The organism is Edwardsiella piscicida, assembly GCF_001896205.1.
GTDB lineage: Bacteria > Pseudomonadota > Gammaproteobacteria > Enterobacterales > Enterobacteriaceae > Edwardsiella > Edwardsiella piscicida.
The window spans coordinates 2681071-2700548 of record NZ_MPNU01000001.1 but is presented as its reverse complement, the minus strand read 5'-3'; the positions used below and the strand labels follow the sequence as shown (position 1 = coordinate 2700548).

The window sequence follows — 19478 nt, the reverse complement described above, 5'->3', positions numbered from 1 at the left end:
AGCTTTGTATTATGGACTTTTGCTAATAACAAAAATCATGTTTTATCAACCTGTTGGGAATTCTCGTTGAGAAATATCCCATCGTGCTCTGTAGTATTTTGCAGCAAAAAAGTCTTTGATAGTCTCTATGTTTTCTTTGCCATTTTCAGCCATAATTATTGATAACGTAACGTGATCTTTATCTGTCTTCCGGTGTTTCTTTAGTGTGGTTTATTCAGGACGCAAGCCTGACGAAACAGATGTTTAAAGATTATCTTATGTTGTGAACACCAGGGTAAACTGTTTTTGATTAATAACGAGAAAAGATATGAGCAACGGACCACGTCCCCCCATCAATCTGGATTTGGATTTATTGCGCACCTTTGTAGCCGTGGCAGACGTGAAGACGTTTGCCGCCGCCGCCGCTCGGGTGCAACGCACACAGTCTGCCGTGAGTCAGCAAATGCAGCGTCTGGAGCAGCTGGTGGGAAAAGAGCTGTTTGCCCGCCAGGGACGCAATAAGTATCTGACGGATCACGGCGTGCAGCTATTAAACTATGCCCGCAAAATCCTGCGTTTTAATGACGAGGCCTGCCACTCCCTGATCAACGATCACCTGCAGGGAACGCTGGTGGTGGGGGCGACCGATGACAGCGCCGACAGTATCCTGCCGCAGCTGCTGGGCCGTTTTACCGCGCTGTACCCCAAGCTGGCGATCGACGTTCGCATGCAGCGTAACGCCGATATTCAGCTGATGCTGCTGGATAATGAGGTCGATCTGGCCGTTTCGACGGGGTGTGAGCCATCGCTGCCCAGCACCCTGCTGCGCCGCTCTCCGACGGTGTGGTTTTGCGCCACCGACTATGACTTTATCCCCGGCGTGCCGATAGAGCTGGTGGTGCTGGATGAGCCGAGTGCCTTTCGCAGTCTGGCGACCGCGGCGCTGGATGCCGCCGGTTTGCCCTGGCGTCTGGCCTACGTCGCATCGACGCTGCCGGCCCTGCGGGCGGCACTGAAGGCGGGGCTGGGGATCTCGGCTCGCCCGATCGAGATGATGAGCTCGTCGCTGCGGGTGCTGGGCGAGGCGGACGGCCTGCCGCGTCTGGCGGATACCGAATATAGCCTCTGCCTAGCGCCGCAGTGCCGTAACCCGCTGGCGGTGACGCTGTTCGATGCGCTGCGCGAGGGCGATGACGGTGGCGCCGCGACAGCGGCGGACGAGGGCTGGGTAAAATAGGTGCTTAAGCACCGCGAATATTAATTGATTGAACGATATATCATTCTGTTAAAAAATTAATTTATATTACGAGTTCCGGCGCCAAGCGCCGGTTTCTTTTTCATCGTCCAAATTCCAGATTAAATAAAAATCATTCTCAATAAGTTTTTCCCACGAGCCGACCCGCATTCCGTTTCATCTCTATAAATTACGCTTTTCACTAATATCATCCTACGATTAAACGTGCGCTGGATCATAAAAATGTCGCAGATACCTCATCCTGAGAACAGGAATTGCGTCAATAAATGATATAGTAGAAACTAAACGTTCACGTTTTTTTACATTCCAGCCACGTTTATTTGGGATTTTATACCGGTTGTCTACGTGGATATGTGGGATAACGCAGGGCGTTTGTTGCTTTGATGTAAACGAATGTTGTATTTCCTTTTGCTGATGTTGACAAAAGGTTATCGATGGAGGTAAAACACACGGGGTTAGGCTGTCTGCGCGCGCATATGCCTATCAACAGCCGTTCCTGTGATGATTTCCTTCCCTTGGGCGCTGTGGTAATTGTCTGCTGGAGCGATTCGGCAACGGACAATACCGCGTTAAATGAGTAAGCATAAGAGTATGTCAACAGCCACTGAAGTTATCGCCCAGCACTGGGCATTCGCCGTTTTTGTTCTCGTCGCGCTCGGTCTGTGTGGGTTTATGTTGCTTGGGGCCTATGCCCTGGGGGGAAAGGCCCGCGCCCGCACCAAGAATATTCCCTACGAATCCGGTATCGATTCGGTTGGCTCGGCCCGCCTGCGTCTCTCCGCTAAATTTTACCTGGTCGCCATGTTTTTCGTTATTTTCGACGTGGAGGCGCTTTATCTTTATGCCTGGTCGGTTTCGGTGCGTGAAAACGGCTGGCTGGGTTTCGCCGAGGCCACGCTGTTTATTCTGATTCTGCTGGCCGGTCTATTTTATCTGGTGCGCATTGGCGCCCTGGACTGGACGCCTGCGCGATCCAAGCGCCGCATTACCCACGAAAGCCCCATCGTCATGACCGACAAACGCCCGCAGTAGCCGACGGATGGTGGCCTGTGACGCCAGGATTTACCCGCTTTATCAAGATATGAGGCAACAAAGATGGATTACACGCTGACGCGCATCGATCCTGACGGTGATAACGACCGTTACCCCCTGCAGAAACAGGAGGTGGTGAGCGATCCTCTGGAGCAGCACGTTCACCGCAGCGTCTACATGGGTAAGCTCGATCACGCCCTGCACGACATGGTCAACTGGGGGCGCAAAAACTCGCTGTGGCCCTATAACTTCGGTCTCTCCTGCTGCTATGTAGAAATGGTGACGTCGTTTACGGCGGTGCATGACGTGGCGCGCTTTGGTGCGGAAGTGTTGCGCGCCTCGCCGCGACAGGCGGATTTTATGGTGGTCGCCGGCACCTGCTTTACCAAGATGGCACCGGTCATCCAGCGCCTGTATGAACAGATGCTGGAGCCGAAATGGGTGATCTCCATGGGCGCCTGCGCCAACTCCGGCGGCATGTACGATATTTACTCCGTCGTACAGGGGGTGGATAAGTTTATTCCGGTGGATGTGTATATCCCCGGCTGTCCGCCGCGTCCGGAGGCGTACATGCAGGCGCTGATGCTGCTGCAGGAGTCGATCGGTCAGGAGCGTCGCCCGCTCTCTTGGGTGGTCGGCGACCAGGGCGTTTACCGCGCCAATATGCAGTCGGAGCGCGAGCGTAAGCGCGCGGAGCGCATCGCGGTGACGAACCTGCGTACGCCCGACGAGATTTAAGCGCCGCGCGGCGGGCCCAGGGGTCCGCCGTTGGAATTTAGCCCGTTTTGCCCCGCGATGCGGCGGCAAGTGTCATTCAATGCGTGGTGATAAAAAATTATGACAGATTCGACGACGCACGATCGCGAGATGCCGGCGTGGCAGACCCACGACCATCTTGACGATCCGGTTATCGGGGAGTTGCGTAACCGCTTTGGTCCGGAGGCATTCAGCGTTCAGCCGACCCGCACCGGAATGCCGGTGGTATGGATCAAGCGCGAGCAGCTGCTGGAGGTGATGGCGTTCCTGAGACAGCTGCCCAAGCCCTATGTGATGCTGTTTGACCTGCACGGTATGGACGAGCGTCTGCGTACCCACCGCCAGGGACTGCCGGCGGCGGATTTCTCCGTGTTCTACCACCTGATCTCCATCGATCGTAATCGCGATATTATGCTCAAGGTGGCCCTGGCCGAACAGGACCTGCACCTGCCGACGGTGACCCGCCTGTTCCCCAACGCCAACTGGTATGAGCGGGAAACCTTTGACCTGTTTGGCATCACCTTCGACGGCCATCCGCATATGACCCGTCTGCTGATGCCGCGAACCTGGCAGGGGCATCCGCTGCGCAAGGACTACCCGGCGCGCGCCACCGAATTCGATCCCTTCGAGCTGACCAAGCAGAAGCAGGATCTGGAGATGGAGTCGCTCAAGTTCCGCCCGGAAGAGTGGGGGATGCAGCGCGGCACCGCCAACGAAGACTTCATGTTCCTCAACCTGGGGCCGAACCATCCCTCATCCCACGGCGCCTTTCGCATCGTGCTGCAGCTGGACGGGGAAGACATTGTCGACTGCGTGCCGGATATCGGCTACCACCACCGCGGCGCCGAGAAGATGGGCGAGCGCCAGTCCTGGCACAGCTACATTCCCTATACCGACCGCATCGAATACCTGGGCGGCTGCGTCAATGAGATGCCCTATGTGCTGGCGGTAGAGAAGCTGGCCGGGATCGAGGTGCCGGAGCGGGTGAAGGTGATCCGCGTGATGCTCTCCGAGCTGTTCCGCATCAACAGCCATCTGCTGTACATCTCCACCTTCATTCAGGACGTCGGCGCCATGACGCCGGTGTTCTTCGCCTTTACCGACCGTCAGAAGATCTATGACATCGTCGAAGCGGTCACCGGCTTCCGTATGCACCCGGCCTGGTTCCGCATCGGCGGCGTGGCGCACGACCTGCCCAAGGGCTGGGATCGCCTGCTGCGCGAGTTCCTGGAGTGGATGCCCAAGCGTCTGGACTCCTATGTCAAGGCGGCGCTGCACAACACCATTCTGAAAGGGCGCTCCGTCGGCGTGGCCGCCTATGGCGCCAAGGATGCCCTGGCCTGGGGCACCACCGGCGCCGGCCTGCGCGCCACCGGTATCGCCTTCGACGTGCGTAAGTGGCGGCCGTACTCCGGCTATGAAAACTTTGAGTTTGAGGTGCCGACCGCCAGCAACGGCGACTGCTATGACCGCGTGATGCTGAAGGTGGAAGAGATCCGTCAGAGCCTGCGCATTCTGCAGCAGTGCCTGAAGAACATGCCGGAGGGGCCGTTCAAGGCGGATCACCCGCTGACCACGCCGCCGCCGAAAGAGCGTACGCTGCAGCATATCGATACCCTGATCAACCACTTCCTGCAGGTCTCCTGGGGGCCGGTGATGCCGGCCAACGAGTCCTTCCAGATGGTGGAGGCGACCAAGGGGATTAACAGTTACTACCTGACCAGCGACGGCGGCACCATGAGCTATCGCACGCGTATCCGTACACCGAGCTATGCGCACCTGCAGCAGATCCCGTCGGTGATCCGTGGCTGTCTGGTGTCCGACCTGATCGTGTACCTCGGCAGTATTGATTTTGTTATGTCAGATGTGGACCGCTAATCATGACAGAAAACGTATTGGATAAGGATTCGGTTTTTGTACTCAGCGACAGCGCGCGCGCCGAAATTGAGCATGAAATCGAGCACTATGAAGATCCGCGCGCCGCATCCATTGAAGCGCTGAAGATCGTGCAGAAAGAGCACGGCTGGGTGCCGGATGCGGCGATCGGGGCCATCGCCGAGGTGCTGGGGATCCCGGCCGCCGATGTCGAGGGGGTGGCAACCTTTTACAGCCAGATCTTCCGCCAGCCGGTCGGGCGTCACATCGTACGCTACTGCGACAGCGTGGTGTGCCATATCAACGGCTATCAGGGGATCAAGGCGGCGCTGGAGCAGAAGCTGAACATTCAGCCGGGCGAAACCACCTTTGACGGCCGTTTTACCCTGCTGCCGACCTGCTGCCTGGGCAACTGCGACAAGGGGCCGAACATGATGATCGATGACGATCTGCACGATCATCTGACGCCGGAGCGGGCCCTCGAACTGCTGGAGCGCTACAAATGAGAGAGATTATTCGTACCGCTGAATCGCATCCGCTGACCTGGCGCCTGCGCGACGACAAACAGCCGGTGTGGCTGGATGAGTATCGCGCCAAGAACGGCTACCACGCCGCCGAGCGCGCCCTGAAGGGGATGGCGCAGGATGAGGTGGTGACGCTGGTCAAGGACGCTGGGCTGAAAGGGCGCGGCGGGGCCGGCTTCTCCACCGGGCTGAAGTGGAGCCTGATGCCCAAGGACGAAAGCATGAACGTCCGCTACCTGCTGTGCAACGCGGATGAGATGGAGCCGGGCACCTATAAAGACCGTCTGCTGATGGAGCAGCTGCCGCACCTGCTGGTCGAGGGGATGCTGATCGGCGCCTACGCGCTGAAGGCCTACCGCGGCTATATCTTCCTGCGCGGCGAGTATGTGACGGCGGCGGAGAACCTGCGCCGGGCGATCGACGAAGCCCGCGCGGCGGGGCTGCTGGGCAAGAATATTTTTGGCAGCGGTTTCGATTTCGATCTGTTTGTGCACACCGGCGCGGGGCGCTACATCTGCGGCGAAGAGACGGCGCTGATCAACTCGCTGGAGGGGCGCCGCGCCAATCCGCGCGCCAAGCCGCCGTTCCCGGCCAGCGCCGGCGCCTGGGGCAAGCCGACCTGCGTGAATAACGTGGAGACGCTGTGCAACGTGCCGGCGATCGTCGAGCACGGTGCCGCCTGGTACCAGGGGCTGTCCGCCGGGAAGAGTCAGGATGCCGGCACCAAGCTGATGGGCTTCTCCGGGCGGGTGAAGAACCCCGGCCTGTGGGAGCTGCCCTTCGGCACGACGGCGCGCGAAATCTTAGAGGACTACGCCGGCGGTATGCGCGATGGGCTGAAGCTGAAGGCCTGGCAGCCGGGCGGGGCGGGGACTGACTTTTTGACCGAGGCGCACCTGGATCTGCCGATGGACTTCGCCAGCATCGGCAAGGCGGGCAGCCGTCTGGGCACCGCGCTGGCGATGGCGGTCGACCATGAGATCAATATGGTCTCGCTGCTGTGCAATCTGGAGAGCTTCTTCGCCCGCGAGTCCTGCGGCTGGTGTACGCCGTGCCGCGACGGCCTGCCGTGGGGGCTGAAGATCCTGCGGGCGCTGGAGCGCGGCGAGGGGCAGCCGGGGGATATCGAAACCCTTGAGCAGCTGTGTCGTCTGCTGGCGCCGGGCCATACCTTCTGCGCCCACGCCCCCGGGGCGGTGGAGCCGCTGCAGAGCGCGATTAAATACTTCCGCGACGAGTTTGAGGCGGGGATCGCCCGGGAGACGGTCGGTAACGTCAGCCCCATCCGCGGAATTCAGCCCAACTTACTGAAATCACGCTGGTAATTGAATTCCTTCGCCGTTGACGGCGGGGGGATACGGTTTTCTTATTTTGGAAGCATGTCAATGGCAACAATACATGTAGACGGCAAAGAGTATGACGTCGACGGGGCGGAGAACCTGCTACAGGCCTGTCTCTCCCTGGGGCTCGACATACCCTACTTTTGCTGGCATCCGGCGCTGGGCAGCGTCGGCGCCTGCCGCCAGTGTGCGGTTAAGCAGTACCAGAACGCGGAGGATACCCGTGGGCGACTGGTGATGTCCTGTATGACGCCGGCCACCGATGGCACCTATATCTCCATCGATGACGAGGAGGCCAAGCGCTTCCGCGAGAGCGTGGTGGAGTTTTTGATGACCAACCACCCGCACGACTGTCCGGTGTGCGAGGAGGGCGGCAACTGCCACCTGCAGGATATGACCGTGATGACCGGCCACCGCCTGCGCCGCTACCGCTTTACCAAGCGCACCCATGAAAATCAGGATCTGGGGCCGTTTATCTCCCACGAGATGAACCGCTGCATCGCCTGCTACCGCTGCGTGCGCTATTACAAGGATTACGCCGGCGGCACCGACTTCGGTGTCTACGGCGCCCACGATAACGTCTACTTCGGACGCCCGCAGAGCGGCACGCTGGAGAGCGAGTTTTCCGGCAACCTGGTGGAGATCTGCCCGACCGGGGTGTTCACCGACAAGACCCACTCCGAGCGCTACAACCGCAAGTGGGATATGCAGTTTGCCCCCAGCATCTGCCAGCAGTGCAGCGTCGGCTGTAACACCAGTCCCGGCGAGCGCTACGGCGAGCTGCGCCGCATCGAGAACCGCTTCAACGGCACCGTGAACCACTACTTCCTGTGCGATCGCGGCCGCTTCGGCTACGGCTATGTCAACCTTAAGGATCGTCCGCGCCGGCCGCAGCAGCGCCGCGGGACGGACTGGATCGATCTCAACGCCGAGCAGGCGCTGCAGGGCGGGGCCGATATTCTGCGTCGCGCCAGCAAGGTGATCGGCATCGGTTCGCCGCGCGCCAGCGTCGAGAGCAACTTCGCCCTGCGCGAGCTGGTGGGGGCGGAGAACTTCTACAGCGGCATCGACGTGGGCGAGCTGAAGCGCCTGAATCTGATGCTGTCGGTGCTGCGCGATGGCGGCATCTACACGCCGTCCCTGCGCGAGATGGAGCAGTACGATGCGGTGCTGATCCTCGGTGAGGATGTGACCCAGACCGCGGCGCGCATCGCGCTGGCCCTGCGTCAGGCGGTGAAGGGCAAGGCGCAGGCCATGGCCGCCGCTCAGCGGGTGGCCGACTGGCAGATCGCCGCGGTGCAGAACATCGGTCAGCACGCCAAGTACCCGCTGTTTATCACTAGTATTGATGAAACCCGTCTGGATGATATCGCCGCATTGAATTACTGCGCGCCGGTGGCTGACCAGGCGCGCTTAGGCTTTGCCGTGGCGCACGCGCTGGATGACCGCGCGCCGGCGGTGGAAGGGCTGTCGGATGCGGTGCGTCGTCAGGTTGATATCATCGCTCAGGCGCTGGCCGGTGCGCGCAAACCCCTGATCGTGACTGGCAGCGGGGCGGGTTATACCCCGATGATCGAGGCGGCGGCCAACGTGGCGCGTGCGCTGAAGCAGCGTGAGCTGGAGGTCGGTATCACCTTCGTGCCGGCAGAGGCCAACAGCATGGGGCTGGCGATGATGGATGCCTCCTCGCTGGATAATGCGCTGGTGCAGCTGGAGCAGGGCTATGCGGATACCGCGATTGTGCTGGAGAACGATCTGTACCGTCATGCGCCGTCGGCGCGCGTCGATGCGGCGCTGGCCAAGGCCAACGGTCTGATCGTCATCGACCATCAGCGCACGACGATTATGGACCGCGCCGATCTGGTGCTCTCCGCCGCCAGCTTTGCCGAAAGCGACGGTACCCTGGTTAACCAGGAAGGCCGCGCCCAGCGCTTCTTCCAGGTGTTTGATCCGGCGTTTTACGACGATCCGAAGAAGAAGGCCCCGACCATTATGCTGGAGGGCTGGCGCTGGCTGCATGCGCTGCGCGTCAGCGCCGGGCAGCAGGCGCCGGACTGGACTCAGCTCGATCAGGTGATCGCCGACTGCGTGCAGACCTGTCCGCAGTTCGCCGGCATGGTCGACGCGGCGCCAAACGCCGCCTTCCGGGTGCGTGGGCAGAAGCTGGCCCGTGAGCCGCTGCGCTACAGCGGGCGCACCTCGATGCTGGCCAACATCAGCGTCCATGAGCCGCGCCAGCCGCAGGATAAGGACACCGCCTTTGCCTTCTCGATGGAGGGCTACAGCGCGCCGCAGGCCGAGCGTCAGGAGTTTGCCTTTGCCTGGGCGCCGGGCTGGAACTCCCCGCAGGCCTGGAACAAGTTCCAGGATGAGGTCGGTAGCCATCTGCGCTTCGGCGATCCGGGCGTGCGCCTGATCGCGGCCGGTGACGGCGCATTACCCTATTTCACTCAGGTTCCTGCGCCGTATCAGGTGCACGGCTGGGTGATCGCCCCTTACTACCATCTGTTTGGCAGCGACGAGCTGACCCAGCGTGCGCCGGTGATTCAGCGTCGCATGCCGCAGGCCTGCGTGCGGGTCTGTCCGGAGGATGCCGCGCGGATGGGCGCGTCGGAGGGGGCGACGATCGAACTGAGCTGCGCCGGCGAGGTGCTGCGTCTGCCGCTGCAGATTAGTCGCCACCTGCAGCCGGGCCAGGTCGGTCTGCCGCTGGGCATGCCGGGGGTCGCGCCGGTGCTGAACGGCGTTAAAGTGGATTACATGCGGGAGGCTGCGGTATGAGCGTAATAACGCCGGATACGGTAGAGATCCTTCTCACCGTGCTGAAGGCTGTGGTGATCCTGCTGGTGGTGGTCACCTGCGGGGCCTTTATGAGCTTCGGTGAACGCCGTTTGCTGGGGCTGTTCCAGAACCGCTACGGGCCAAGCCGGGTAGGGTGGGGCGGCTCGCTGCAGCTGGTGGCGGACATGATCAAGATGTTCTTCAAGGAGGACTGGGTTCCGCCGTTCACCGATCGCCTGATCTTTACCCTGGCGCCGATGATCGCCTTCTGCTCGCTGCTGCTCTCGTTTGCCATCGTGCCGGTGGCGCCGGGCTGGATGGGGGCCGACCTTAACATCGGCATCCTGTTCTTCCTGATGATGGCCGGGCTGGCGGTGTATGCGGTGCTGTTCGCCGGCTGGTCGAGCAACAACAAATACTCCCTGCTCGGAGCGATGCGCGCCTCGGCGCAGACCCTGAGCTACGAGGTGTTCCTGGGCCTGTCGCTGATGGGGGTGGTGGCGCAGGCCGGCTCCTTCAATATGCAGGTGATCGTCGACTCGCAGGCCCATCTGTGGAACATCATTCCGCAGTTCTTCGGCTTCTTGACCTTTATCATCGCCGGCGTCGCGGTGTGTCACCGTCACCCGTTCGACCAGCCGGAGGCCGAACAGGAGCTGGCCGACGGCTACCATATCGAATACTCCGGGATGAAGTTCGGTCTGTTCTTCGTCGGTGAATACATCGGTATCGTCACCATCTCAGCGCTGATCGTCACCCTGTTCTTCGGCGGCTGGCACGGGCCGTGGCTGCCGCCGTTTATCTGGTTTGCCATCAAGACGGCGTTCTTTATGGTGATGTTTATTCTGGTACGCGCCTCCCTGCCGCGTCCTCGCTATGACCAGGTGATGGCCTTCGGCTGGCGTATTTGCCTGCCGCTGACGCTGATCAACCTGTTGGTCACGGCGGCCGTTATTTTGTATCACGCTCAGTAAAAGGGGTGAGTGTAACCATGACATTGAAAGAGTTAGTGGTTGGTTTCGGCACCCAAGTGCGCAGCCTGTGGATGATAGGCCTGCATGCTTTCGCCAAACGCGAAACCAAAATGTATCCGGAGGAGCCGGTATACCTGCCGCCGCGCTACCGTGGCCGTATCGTGCTGACGCGCGATCCGGACGGCGCCGAGCGCTGCGTGGCCTGTAACCTGTGTGCGGTGGCCTGTCCGGTCGGCTGCATCTCGCTGCAGAAGGCGGAGACCGAGGACGGCCGCTGGTATCCGGAGTTTTTCCGCATCAACTTTTCCCGCTGTATTTTCTGCGGCATGTGCGAGGAGGCCTGTCCGACCACCGCCCTGCAGCTAACGCCCGATTTTGAGATGGGGGAGTTCCGTCGTCAGGATCTGGTGTATGAGAAAGAGGATCTGCTGATTTCCGGGCCGGGGAAATACCCCGACTACAACTTTTACCGTATGGCCGGTATGGCGATCGATGGCAAAGCCAAGGGCGAGGCCGAAAACGAAGCCAAACCGATCGACGTCAAAGGTCTGTTGCCCTAAGGAGCCGAGCATGGAATTTGCCTTTTACGCTGCGGCGCTGGTGGCCGTGTTGGCGACGATCCGCGTGATCACCCACACCAACCCGGTGCATGCGCTGCTGTACCTGATCGTCTCGCTGCTGGCGGTGGCGGCGGTGTTCTTCTCCCTCGGCGCCTACTTCGCCGGGGCGCTGGAGATCATCGTCTACGCCGGCGCCATCATGGTGCTGTTCGTCTTCGTGGTGATGATGCTCAACCTGGGTCACTCGGTGGTCGAGCAAGAGCGGGCCTGGCTGAAGCCCGGCGTGTGGATCGGCCCGGCGCTGCTGTCGCTGATCCTGCTGGCGGTGGTGCTGTATGCGATTAGCACCCTGCAGGGCGGCGTCATCGATGGCCGCGCCGTGGATGCCAAGGCCGTGGGGATTGCCCTGTTCGGGCCCTATGTGCTGGCGGTGGAGCTGGTCTCGATGCTGCTGTTGGCCGGTCTGGTCGTGGCCTTCCACATTGGCCGCGAACACCATCCGGGCGAGGTACTGAGCAATAAGGCCGCGTCCCAAGGGACGGCGGCGATGGCGGTACGTAATAAAGCGGAGGAGCGCGCATGATCCCGTTACAACATGGGCTGATCTTGGCAGCCATTCTGTTCGCGCTGGGGCTGACCGGCCTGTTAATCCGTCGCAACCTGCTGTTCATGCTGATCAGTCTGGAGATCATGATCAACGCGGCGGCGCTGGCCTTTGTGGTGGCCGGCAGCGTCTGGGGCCAGGCCGACGGGCAGGTGATGTATATCCTGGCCATCAGTCTGGCGGCGGCGGAGGCCTCTATCGGGCTGGCGCTGTTGCTGCAGCTGCATCGCCGCCGCAACACCCTGAATATTGATACTGTCAGTGAGATGCGCGGATGAACCTACTCTATTTAACCATTCTGCTGCCGCTGCTGGGATTTCTGATCCTGGCCTTTTCCCGCGGCCGTCTGTCGGAGAATCACACCGCGATCATCGGGGTCGGCTCCGTCGGCCTGGCGGCGCTGGTCACCCTGTACGTCGGCGCTGACTTTCTGAGTCACAATGCGGCCGGTGCGGCCTATAGCCAGCATCTGTGGAACTGGATGGCGGTCGGTAGCTTTACCGTTCCGGTGACCCTCAGCCTGGACGGCCTGTCGCTGACCATGCTGTCGGTGGTGACCGGCGTCGGCTTCCTGATCCACCTGTTCGCCTCATGGTATATGCGCGGGGAGGAGGGCTACTCTCGCTTCTTCGCCTATACCAACCTGTTTATCGCCAGCATGGTGGTACTGGTGCTGGCGGATAACCTGATGCTGATGTACCTCGGCTGGGAAGGGGTGGGACTGTGCAGCTATCTGCTGATCGGCTTCTACTACACCAATCCGGCCAACGGTGCGGCGGCGATGAAGGCGTTCATCGTGACCCGCGTCGGCGACGTGTTCCTGGCTATCGGGCTGTTTATCCTCTATCACCAGCTGGGTACCCTGAATATCCGCGAGCTGATGGTTCTGGCGCCGCAGCAGCTGGCGGTCGGTTCGCCGGCCATCACCTGGGCGACGCTGATGCTGCTGGGCGGCGCGGTGGGTAAATCGGCCCAGCTGCCGCTGCAGACCTGGCTTGCCGATGCTATGGCTGGCCCAACGCCGGTTTCTGCGCTGATCCATGCCGCGACCATGGTGACCGCCGGGGTGTACCTGATCGCCCGGACCCATGGCCTGTTCGTGATGGCGCCGGAGGTGCTGCACCTGGTGGGGATTATCGGCGCCGTGACGCTGGTGCTGGCCGGCTTTGCCGCGCTGGTGCAGACGGACATCAAGCGGGTGCTGGCCTATTCGACCATGAGCCAGATAGGCTATATGTTCCTGGCGCTAGGGGTACAGGCCTGGGATGCCGCGATTTTCCATCTGATGACCCACGCCTTCTTCAAGGCGCTGCTGTTCCTCTCATCCGGCTCGGTTATTCTGGCCTGCCACCATGAGCAGAACATCTTCAAGATGGGCGGATTGCGTCACAAGCTGCCGCTGACCTACCTGTGCTTCCTGGTGGGCGGGGGTGCGCTGGCGGCGCTGCCGCTGGTCACCGCCGGCTTCTACAGTAAGGATGAGATCCTGTGGGGGGCGCTGGCCTCGGGCCATGTCAACCTGATGATGGCCGGGCTTATCGGCGCTTTCCTGACCTCGCTGTATACCTTCCGAATGATCTTCATCGTGTTCCACGGCGAGGCGCATACCCAGGCCCATGAGGTGAAGGGGCTGAGCCACAACCTGCCGCTGATCGTGCTGATGATCCTCTCCACCTTCGTCGGGGCGCTGATCACCCCGCCGCTGGCCGGGGTGCTGCCCGCCATGCCTCAGGGCGAAGGGGGCAAGGTGACGCTGGAGGTGGTATCGGCCATCGTCGCTATCGCCGGGGTACTGTTGGCGGCGCGCCTCTATCTGGGGCAGCGCAGTCTGGTCAACGGGATCGCCAGCAGTGCGCCGGGGCGTTTCCTCTCCACGTGGTGGTTCCATGCCTGGGGATTCGACTGGCTGTACCGGCAGATCTTTATTAAGCCATTTAAGGCCATCGCCTGGCTGCTGCAGCGCGATCCGCTCGATCGTATGATGAACCTGTTTGCGCTGGTGGCCCGCTTGGGCAACCGCGCGCTGGCCATCAGCGAAAACGGGCAGCTGCGCTGGTATGCGGCGTCGATGGGTGTAGGGGCAGTGGTCGTTCTGGCGCTGTTGTTATTGGTTAAGTGAATCTCGTTAAAGCGGGTGAGGGGACGGCCCCCGTCCCCTCCGTTTGAATGTATTCAGAATAAGGGAAACCAAACGCCATGTTATTACCTTGGCTAATTCTTATCCCGCTGATTGGCGGTCTGCTGTCCTGGCAGGGCGAGCGTCTGGGGCTGAAAGCGCCGCGCTGGATTGCGCTGCTGGCCATGGGCCTGACGCTGCTGCTGTCGCTGTACCTGTGGCTACAGGGCAACTATGGCCTGACCCAGGCGGCGGGTATTCCGCAGTGGCAGTCCAGCTTCATGGTGCCGTGGATCCCCAGCCTGGGCATCTCCTTCCATCTGGCGCTCGACGGCCTGTCGCTGCTGATGGTGGTGCTGACCGCGCTGCTGGGGGTGCTGGCCATCCTCTGCTCCTGGAATGAGATCCATAAGTATCAGGGCTTTTTCCACCTTAACCTGCTGTGGATCCTGGCAGGGGTGATCGGCGTCTTCCTGGCCATCGACATGTTCCTGTTCTTCTTCTTCTGGGAAATGATGCTGGTGCCGATGTACTTCCTGATCGCCCTGTGGGGCCATAAGGGATCCGACGGCAAGACGCGCATTACCGCGGCGACCAAGTTCTTCATCTATACCCAGGCCAGCGGTCTGGTGATGCTGATCGCCATCTTCGGCCTGGTGTGGGTGCACTACAACGCCACCGGGGTGCTGAGCTTTGACTATGAGGTGCTGCTCAATACGCCGATGAGCCACACGGTGCAGTATCTGCTGATGCTGGGCTTCTTTATCGCCTTTGCGGTGAAGATGCCGGTGGTGCCGCTGCACGGCTGGCTGCCTGACGCGCACAGTCAGGCGCCGACCGCCGGCTCCGTCGACCTGGCCGGTATCCTGCTGAAGACTGCGGCCTACGGCCTGCTGCGCTTCAGCCTGCCGCTGTTCCCACAGGCGTCGCACGAGTTTGCGCCGATCGCCATGGCTCTGGGGGTTATCGGGATTTTCTACGGCGCCTGGATGGCCTATATCCAGACGGATATCAAGCGCCTGATCGCCTACACCTCGGTGTCGCACATGGGCTTTGTGATGATCGCCATCTACTCTGGCAGCCAGCTGGCGTTCCAGGGGGCGGTGGTGCAGATGATCGCGCACGGTCTCTCCGCCGCTGGGCTATTCATCATTACCGGTCAGCTGTATGAGCGTCTGCATACCCGCGATCTGCGCGAGATGGGCGGCCTGTGGGGGCGTCTGAAGTACCTGCCCGCGCTGTCGCTGTTCTTTGCCGTGGCGACGCTGGGGATGCCGGGCACCGGTAACTTTGTCGGTGAGTTTATGATGATGTTCGGCAGCTTCCAGGTGGTGCCGGTGACGACGGTGGTCGCCAGCTTCGGTCTGGTGTTTGCGTCCGTCTATTCGCTGGTGATGATGCAGCGCGCCTACTACGGCGCGCCCAAGTCAGACCAGCCGCTGGCCAGCCTGAGCGTGCGTGAGCTGTCGCTCATTCTGCTGCTGGTGGTACTGCTGGTACTGCTGGGGATCTTCCCGCAGCCGGTGCTGGACACCTCCAGCGCGGCGATGGGCAATATTCAGCATTGGTTCGCTTCTGCTTCAACTTTAACCACAAGGCCGTAAATCGCCATGACAATAACTCCTCAAAATCTGATCGCACTGCTACCGCTGTTGATCGTCGGATTGACGGTGGTGGTTGTGATGCTGTGCATTGCGTGGCGACGCAACCACTTCGTCAACGCGACGGTGACCGTGATTGGCCTGAACGCGGCGCTGCTGTCGCTGTTTCTGGTGGCCGCCGCGGTGCCGAGCGACATTACTCCGCTGGTGCATGTGGACGGCTTCTCCATGCTGTACACCGCGCTGGTGCTGCTCTCCGCGCTGGCGACCTGCACCTTTGCCTACCCGTGGCTGCAGGGCTATCCGGATAACCGCGACGAGTTCTACCTGCTGGTGCTGATCGCCACGCTGGGCGGGATCCTGCTGGCCTGCGCCAACCATCTGGCGGCGCTGTTCCTGGGGATAGAGCTTATCTCCCTGCCGCTGTTCGGCCTGGTGGGCTACGCCTATCGCCAGAAGCGCTCGCTGGAGGCGGCGATCAAGTACGCCATCCTCTCAGCCGCCGCGTCCGCCTTCCTGCTGTTCGGCATGGCGCTGCTGTATGCGCAGTCCGGCGATCTCTCCTTCGCCGGCCTGGGCTATGCGCTGGGCGGCAGTATGCTGACCCAGCCGCTGGTGCTGACGGGGCTTGGCATGATGCTGGTGGGCTTCGGCTTTAAACTGTCGCTGGCGCCGTTCCAGCTGTGGACGCCGGATGTCTACCAGGGGGCGCCGGCGCCGGTGTCGACCTTCCTGGCCACCGCCAGTAAGATCGCCATCTTTGCCGTGCTGCTGCGTCTGTTTGTCCTGCTGCCGGCGACCGACAGCGAGGCGGTGCGCGTGGTGCTGGGCGTGATCGCCTTCTGCTCCATCCTGTTCGGTAACCTGATGGCGGTCACCCAGAGCAACATCAAACGTCTGCTGGGCTACTCCTCTATTGCCCATCTGGGCTATCTGCTGGTGGCGCTGATCGCCGTGCAGAGCGAGGGCATTGCGATCGAGACCGCCGGGGTCTATCTGGCCGGCTATCTGTTCGCCAGCCTGTCGGCCTTCGGCATCGTCAGCCTGATGTCCAGCCCCTACAGCGGGCCAGACGCCGAGTCGCTTTACTCCTATCGCGGCCTGTTCTGGCATAAGCCGATTCTGTCGGCGGTGATGACCGTATCCATGCTCTCCCTGGCCGGTATCCCGATGACCCTGGGCTTTATCGGCAAGCTGTTCGTGGTGATGGCGGGCGTTAGCGCCGGGCTGTGGTGGCTGGTGGGGGCGGTGGTGGTTGGCAGCGCGATCGGCCTTTACTACTACCTGCGCGTGGCGGTCAGCATGTACCTGCGCGCGCCGCAGACGCTGATCCGCGATACCCCGAACAACTGGGCGCTCACCGCTGGTGGGGTGGTGGTGCTGCTCTCAGGCGTGCTGGTGGTGCTGACGGGGATCTTTCCGCAGACGCTGATTTCACTGGTGCAGTTGGCGCAGCCGCTGCCCTGAGGGGGAATCCCCTGATGAGACAATGCCGGGCCAGGGGCCCGGCATTTTTTTATCTAGCGGGTAATGGAGAAAAAGAGATCGCAGGCAAAGGCGCTGATGAAGAAGATACACAGGCGGACCCAGGTACTCTCCACGCCCAGCATGATCGCGAGCAGGGTCATGCCGAGGCTGAAGATGATCATGACGAGCAGACTTGGCCAGGTATACATCGTGCTCCCCCTAAAGATGATGCGGCGGCCCCGGCGGCGCCGGGGCGATGAGATTGATTATGCGCCCGCGCGCGCATAATAGCAGCGTCGGGGCTATAACAGCGTGAAGTGAGCGCGCTTAACCCGCTGGACGTCGGTGCCGATAAATACGTTGATGCGTCCCGGCTCGCTGACCTGCTGCATCTGGGCGTTCCAGAAGCGCAGCTGCTGCGGCGTCAGGGTAAAGCTGACGCGGCGGCGCTCGCCCGGCTGCAGCATCACCTTGCGGAAGTCCTGCAGGCTCTTCAGCGGGCGGCTGATGCTGGCCACCGGATCCTGCAGGTAGAGCTGCAGCACCGTGGCCCCGGCGCGCGGCCCCGCATTGGTGACGATGACGCTGGCCTCAATCTGGCCGTCGCGCGCCATCTGCGGGGCCGACAGGGTGATCTCCGACAGCGTGAAGCGGGTATAGCTCAGGCCGTAGCCGAAGGGATAGAGCGGGCCGTTGGCCTCATCAAAATAGTGCGATGTGTACTTCTCCGGCTTTTGCGGATCGTAGGGACGGCCGGTATTCAGCCGGCTGTAGTAGGTGGGGATTTGGCCTACGGAGCGCGGGAAAGAGATGGGCAGCTTGCCGGAGGGGTTCACGTCGCCGAACAGAACATCCGCGACGGCGTTGCCCCCCTCGGTGCCGGGGAACCAGCTTTCCAGGATGGCATCGGCCTGCTGATCTTCGCGTACCAGGGTCAGCGGACGGCCATTCATCAAGACCAGCACCAGCGGCTTGCCGGTCTGCTTGAGGGCGGCGATCAGATCCCGCTGACTCTGCGGCAGGTCGATATGGGTGCGGCTGGAGGCCTCGTGGGCCATCCCCTGCGCCTCGCCGACGACCGCCACCACCACATCGGCCTGCTTGGCCACGGCGACCGCTTCGTCGATCATCGCCTGGGCGGGGCGCGGGTCGACGCTGACGGACGGACTGTACTGATTGAGAAACTGGAGAATGTCCGCATCATTGCTGACGTTGGCGCCGCGCGCGTACAGTACGCGGCCGTGGCCGGCCATGGCACGGCGGATCCCGCTGAGAATGGTGACGGCCTGCGCGGGCTTACCGGCGGCCGACCAGCTGCCGATCACGTCGCGCTGGCTGTCCGCCAGCGGCCCGACGACGGCGAGGGTGCCGCGGCGCGCCAGGGGCAGGGTCTCCAGGCGGTTTTTCAACAGCACCAGCGTTTGGGCTGCGACCGCGCGCGCCTCGGCGCGGTGCAGGCGGCTTTCGGCGTCCGTGTCCTGGGGATCGCTGCCGACGGGGCCGAGATGGCGATAGGGATCGTGGAACAGCCCCATGTCGTACTTCACGTTCAGGACGTGACGACAGGCGTCATCGACGGCGGCGGGGCTGACGCGACCGCTTTTCACCAGCCCCGGCAGGTACTGGCTGTAGTACTCGTCGCTCATGCTCATATCGATACCGGACTGGATCGCCAGACGCACCGCATCCTGGGGATCGCGGGCGACGCCATGGTTAATCAGCTCCTTAATGGCGCCGTGATCGCTAATGGTGATGCCCTGAAAGCCCCACTGGTCGCGCAGCAGGGTTTTCAGCAGCCAGGGATCGGCGCTGGCCGGGGTGCCGTTAATGGCGTTCAGAGAGACCATCACACCGCCGCTGCCGGCGTCCAGCGCCGCCTTGTAAGGGGGGAGGTAGTCCTGAAACATGCGCTGTGGGCTCATGTCGACGCTGTTGTAGTCGCGTCCGCCTTCAACGGCGCCGTAGAGCGCATAGTGTTTGACGCTGGTCATCAGCGCATGGCGATCGCCCGGGTGACGCCCCTGCATCGCCTTGACCATCAGGCGCCCCATTTCCGAGGTGAGATAGGTATCTTCGCCAAAGCCTTCCGAGGTGCGTCCCCAGCGCGGGTCGCGGGTGATGTCGACCATCGGCGCCCAGGTCATGTTCAGCCCATCTTCGCTGGCTTCATAGGCGGAGACGCGCCCGACGGTGGTGACCAGATCGCGATCCCAGCTGGCCGCCAGCCCCAGGCTGATGGGAAATACCGTGCGCTGCCCGTGGATGACGTCATAGGCGAAAAACAGCGGAATTTTCATTCGACTGTGGCGTACGGCTTGATCCTGCATGCCGCGGATCCCCGTCCGGGTGACGGTATTAAAGATCGCCCCGACCTGACCCTGGGCGATCATGGCATACACCTTGTCTTTGGGGTTATCGGGGCCGACGCTGATCAGCCGCAGCTGGCCGATTTTTTCCGCCAGGGTCATTCGCTGCAGCATCTGGGTGACAAAGGCGTCGCGGGGCAGGGCGGGATCGGGCCACTGGGTGGGATAGGCGGGCGTTTCGGCCAGCGCCGGCGCCGTCAACAGAGCGCTGATCAGGCTGAATGAGCAGAGCCATTTCATGATGTTCA

Annotated in this window: 16 protein-coding genes; 14 read left to right on the top strand and 2 right to left on the bottom strand. The window is 61.7% G+C overall.

All coding sequences use genetic code 11. The features are described 5' to 3' along the window. The first annotated feature begins 307 nt into the window (after window positions 1–307). The 14 genes from BRD58_RS12325 (at window position 308) to nuoN (ending at window position 16864) form a co-directional block, all read left to right on the top strand. Window positions 308–1216: a LysR substrate-binding domain-containing protein gene (locus tag BRD58_RS12325; protein ID WP_069578945.1), complete on the top strand. Its 909-nt coding sequence runs from the start codon at window positions 308–310 to the stop codon at window positions 1214–1216. Window positions 1217–1825: 609 nt separating this feature from the next. Continuing rightward, window positions 1826–2266 (top strand): NADH-quinone oxidoreductase subunit A, encoded by a 441-nt coding sequence (locus tag BRD58_RS12320; protein ID WP_015461917.1) that lies wholly within the window; start codon window positions 1826–1828, stop codon window positions 2264–2266. A 63-nt stretch (window positions 2267–2329) separates the two neighbouring features. Further along, entirely contained in the window at window positions 2330–3004 is a 675-nt protein-coding gene (locus BRD58_RS12315) for a NuoB/complex I 20 kDa subunit family protein (protein WP_012849213.1), read from the top strand. Between the two features lie 99 nt (window positions 3005–3103). Next, window positions 3104–4900 (top strand): NADH-quinone oxidoreductase subunit C/D, encoded by a 1797-nt coding sequence (nuoC, locus tag BRD58_RS12310; RefSeq protein ID WP_069578942.1) that lies wholly within the window; start codon window positions 3104–3106, stop codon window positions 4898–4900. 2 nt (window positions 4901–4902) lie between these two features. Beyond that, window positions 4903–5403 (top strand): NADH-quinone oxidoreductase subunit NuoE, encoded by a 501-nt coding sequence (gene nuoE, locus BRD58_RS12305; RefSeq protein ID WP_012849211.1) that lies wholly within the window; start codon window positions 4903–4905, stop codon window positions 5401–5403. Then, on the top strand, window positions 5400–6746 hold the full coding sequence (nuoF, locus tag BRD58_RS12300) for an NADH-quinone oxidoreductase subunit NuoF (protein WP_012849210.1): 1347 nt from the start codon (window positions 5400–5402) through the stop codon (window positions 6744–6746). The genes nuoE and nuoF overlap by 4 nt, the downstream gene beginning before the upstream one ends. A gap of 60 nt (window positions 6747–6806) precedes the next feature. Further along, window positions 6807–9542: an NADH-quinone oxidoreductase subunit NuoG gene (nuoG, locus tag BRD58_RS12295; RefSeq protein ID WP_073383169.1), complete on the top strand. Its 2736-nt coding sequence runs from the start codon at window positions 6807–6809 to the stop codon at window positions 9540–9542. Then, the gene (gene nuoH / locus BRD58_RS12290) at window positions 9539–10516 is read left to right on the top strand and encodes an NADH-quinone oxidoreductase subunit NuoH (protein WP_015461914.1); all 978 of its coding nucleotides are present in this window, start codon (window positions 9539–9541) and stop codon (window positions 10514–10516) included. The genes nuoG and nuoH overlap by 4 nt, the downstream gene beginning before the upstream one ends. A gap of 17 nt (window positions 10517–10533) precedes the next feature. After that, a complete protein-coding gene (gene nuoI, locus BRD58_RS12285; protein ID WP_005288223.1) occupies window positions 10534–11076 on the top strand; it encodes an NADH-quinone oxidoreductase subunit NuoI in 543 nt (180 codons plus the stop codon). 10 nt (window positions 11077–11086) lie between these two features. After that, window positions 11087–11659, top strand: coding sequence for an NADH-quinone oxidoreductase subunit J (gene nuoJ / locus BRD58_RS12280; RefSeq protein WP_012849207.1), 573 nt, complete (start codon window positions 11087–11089; stop codon window positions 11657–11659). Then, window positions 11656–11958 carry an NADH-quinone oxidoreductase subunit NuoK gene (gene nuoK / locus BRD58_RS12275; protein ID WP_012849206.1) on the top strand — a complete coding sequence of 101 codons (303 nt, stop codon included), beginning with the start codon at window positions 11656–11658 and terminating at the stop codon, window positions 11956–11958. Before nuoJ ends, nuoK begins: the two co-directional genes overlap by 4 nt. Next, entirely contained in the window at window positions 11955–13799 is a 1845-nt protein-coding gene (gene nuoL / locus BRD58_RS12270) for an NADH-quinone oxidoreductase subunit L (RefSeq protein ID WP_015461913.1), read from the top strand. Before nuoK ends, nuoL begins: the two co-directional genes overlap by 4 nt. 77 nt (window positions 13800–13876) lie before the next feature. After that, window positions 13877–15400, top strand: coding sequence for an NADH-quinone oxidoreductase subunit M (nuoM, locus tag BRD58_RS12265; RefSeq protein ID WP_012849204.1), 1524 nt, complete (start codon window positions 13877–13879; stop codon window positions 15398–15400). Window positions 15401–15406: 6 nt separating this feature from the next. After that, window positions 15407–16864, top strand: coding sequence for an NADH-quinone oxidoreductase subunit NuoN (nuoN, locus tag BRD58_RS12260; protein WP_012849203.1), 1458 nt, complete (start codon window positions 15407–15409; stop codon window positions 16862–16864). 53 nt (window positions 16865–16917) lie between these two features. On the opposite strand, the gene BRD58_RS18110 is transcribed toward nuoN, so the two are convergent. Together BRD58_RS18110 and bglX are read right to left on the bottom strand one after the other, a co-directional pair. Next, window positions 16918–17073, bottom strand: a complete 156-nt coding sequence (locus BRD58_RS18110; protein ID WP_012849202.1) for a hypothetical protein — start codon at window positions 17071–17073, stop codon at window positions 16918–16920. A 93-nt stretch (window positions 17074–17166) separates the two neighbouring features. Beyond that, entirely contained in the window at window positions 17167–19470 is a 2304-nt protein-coding gene (bglX, locus tag BRD58_RS12255; protein ID WP_073383164.1) for a beta-glucosidase BglX, read from the bottom strand. Window positions 19471–19478 lie beyond the last annotated feature (8 nt).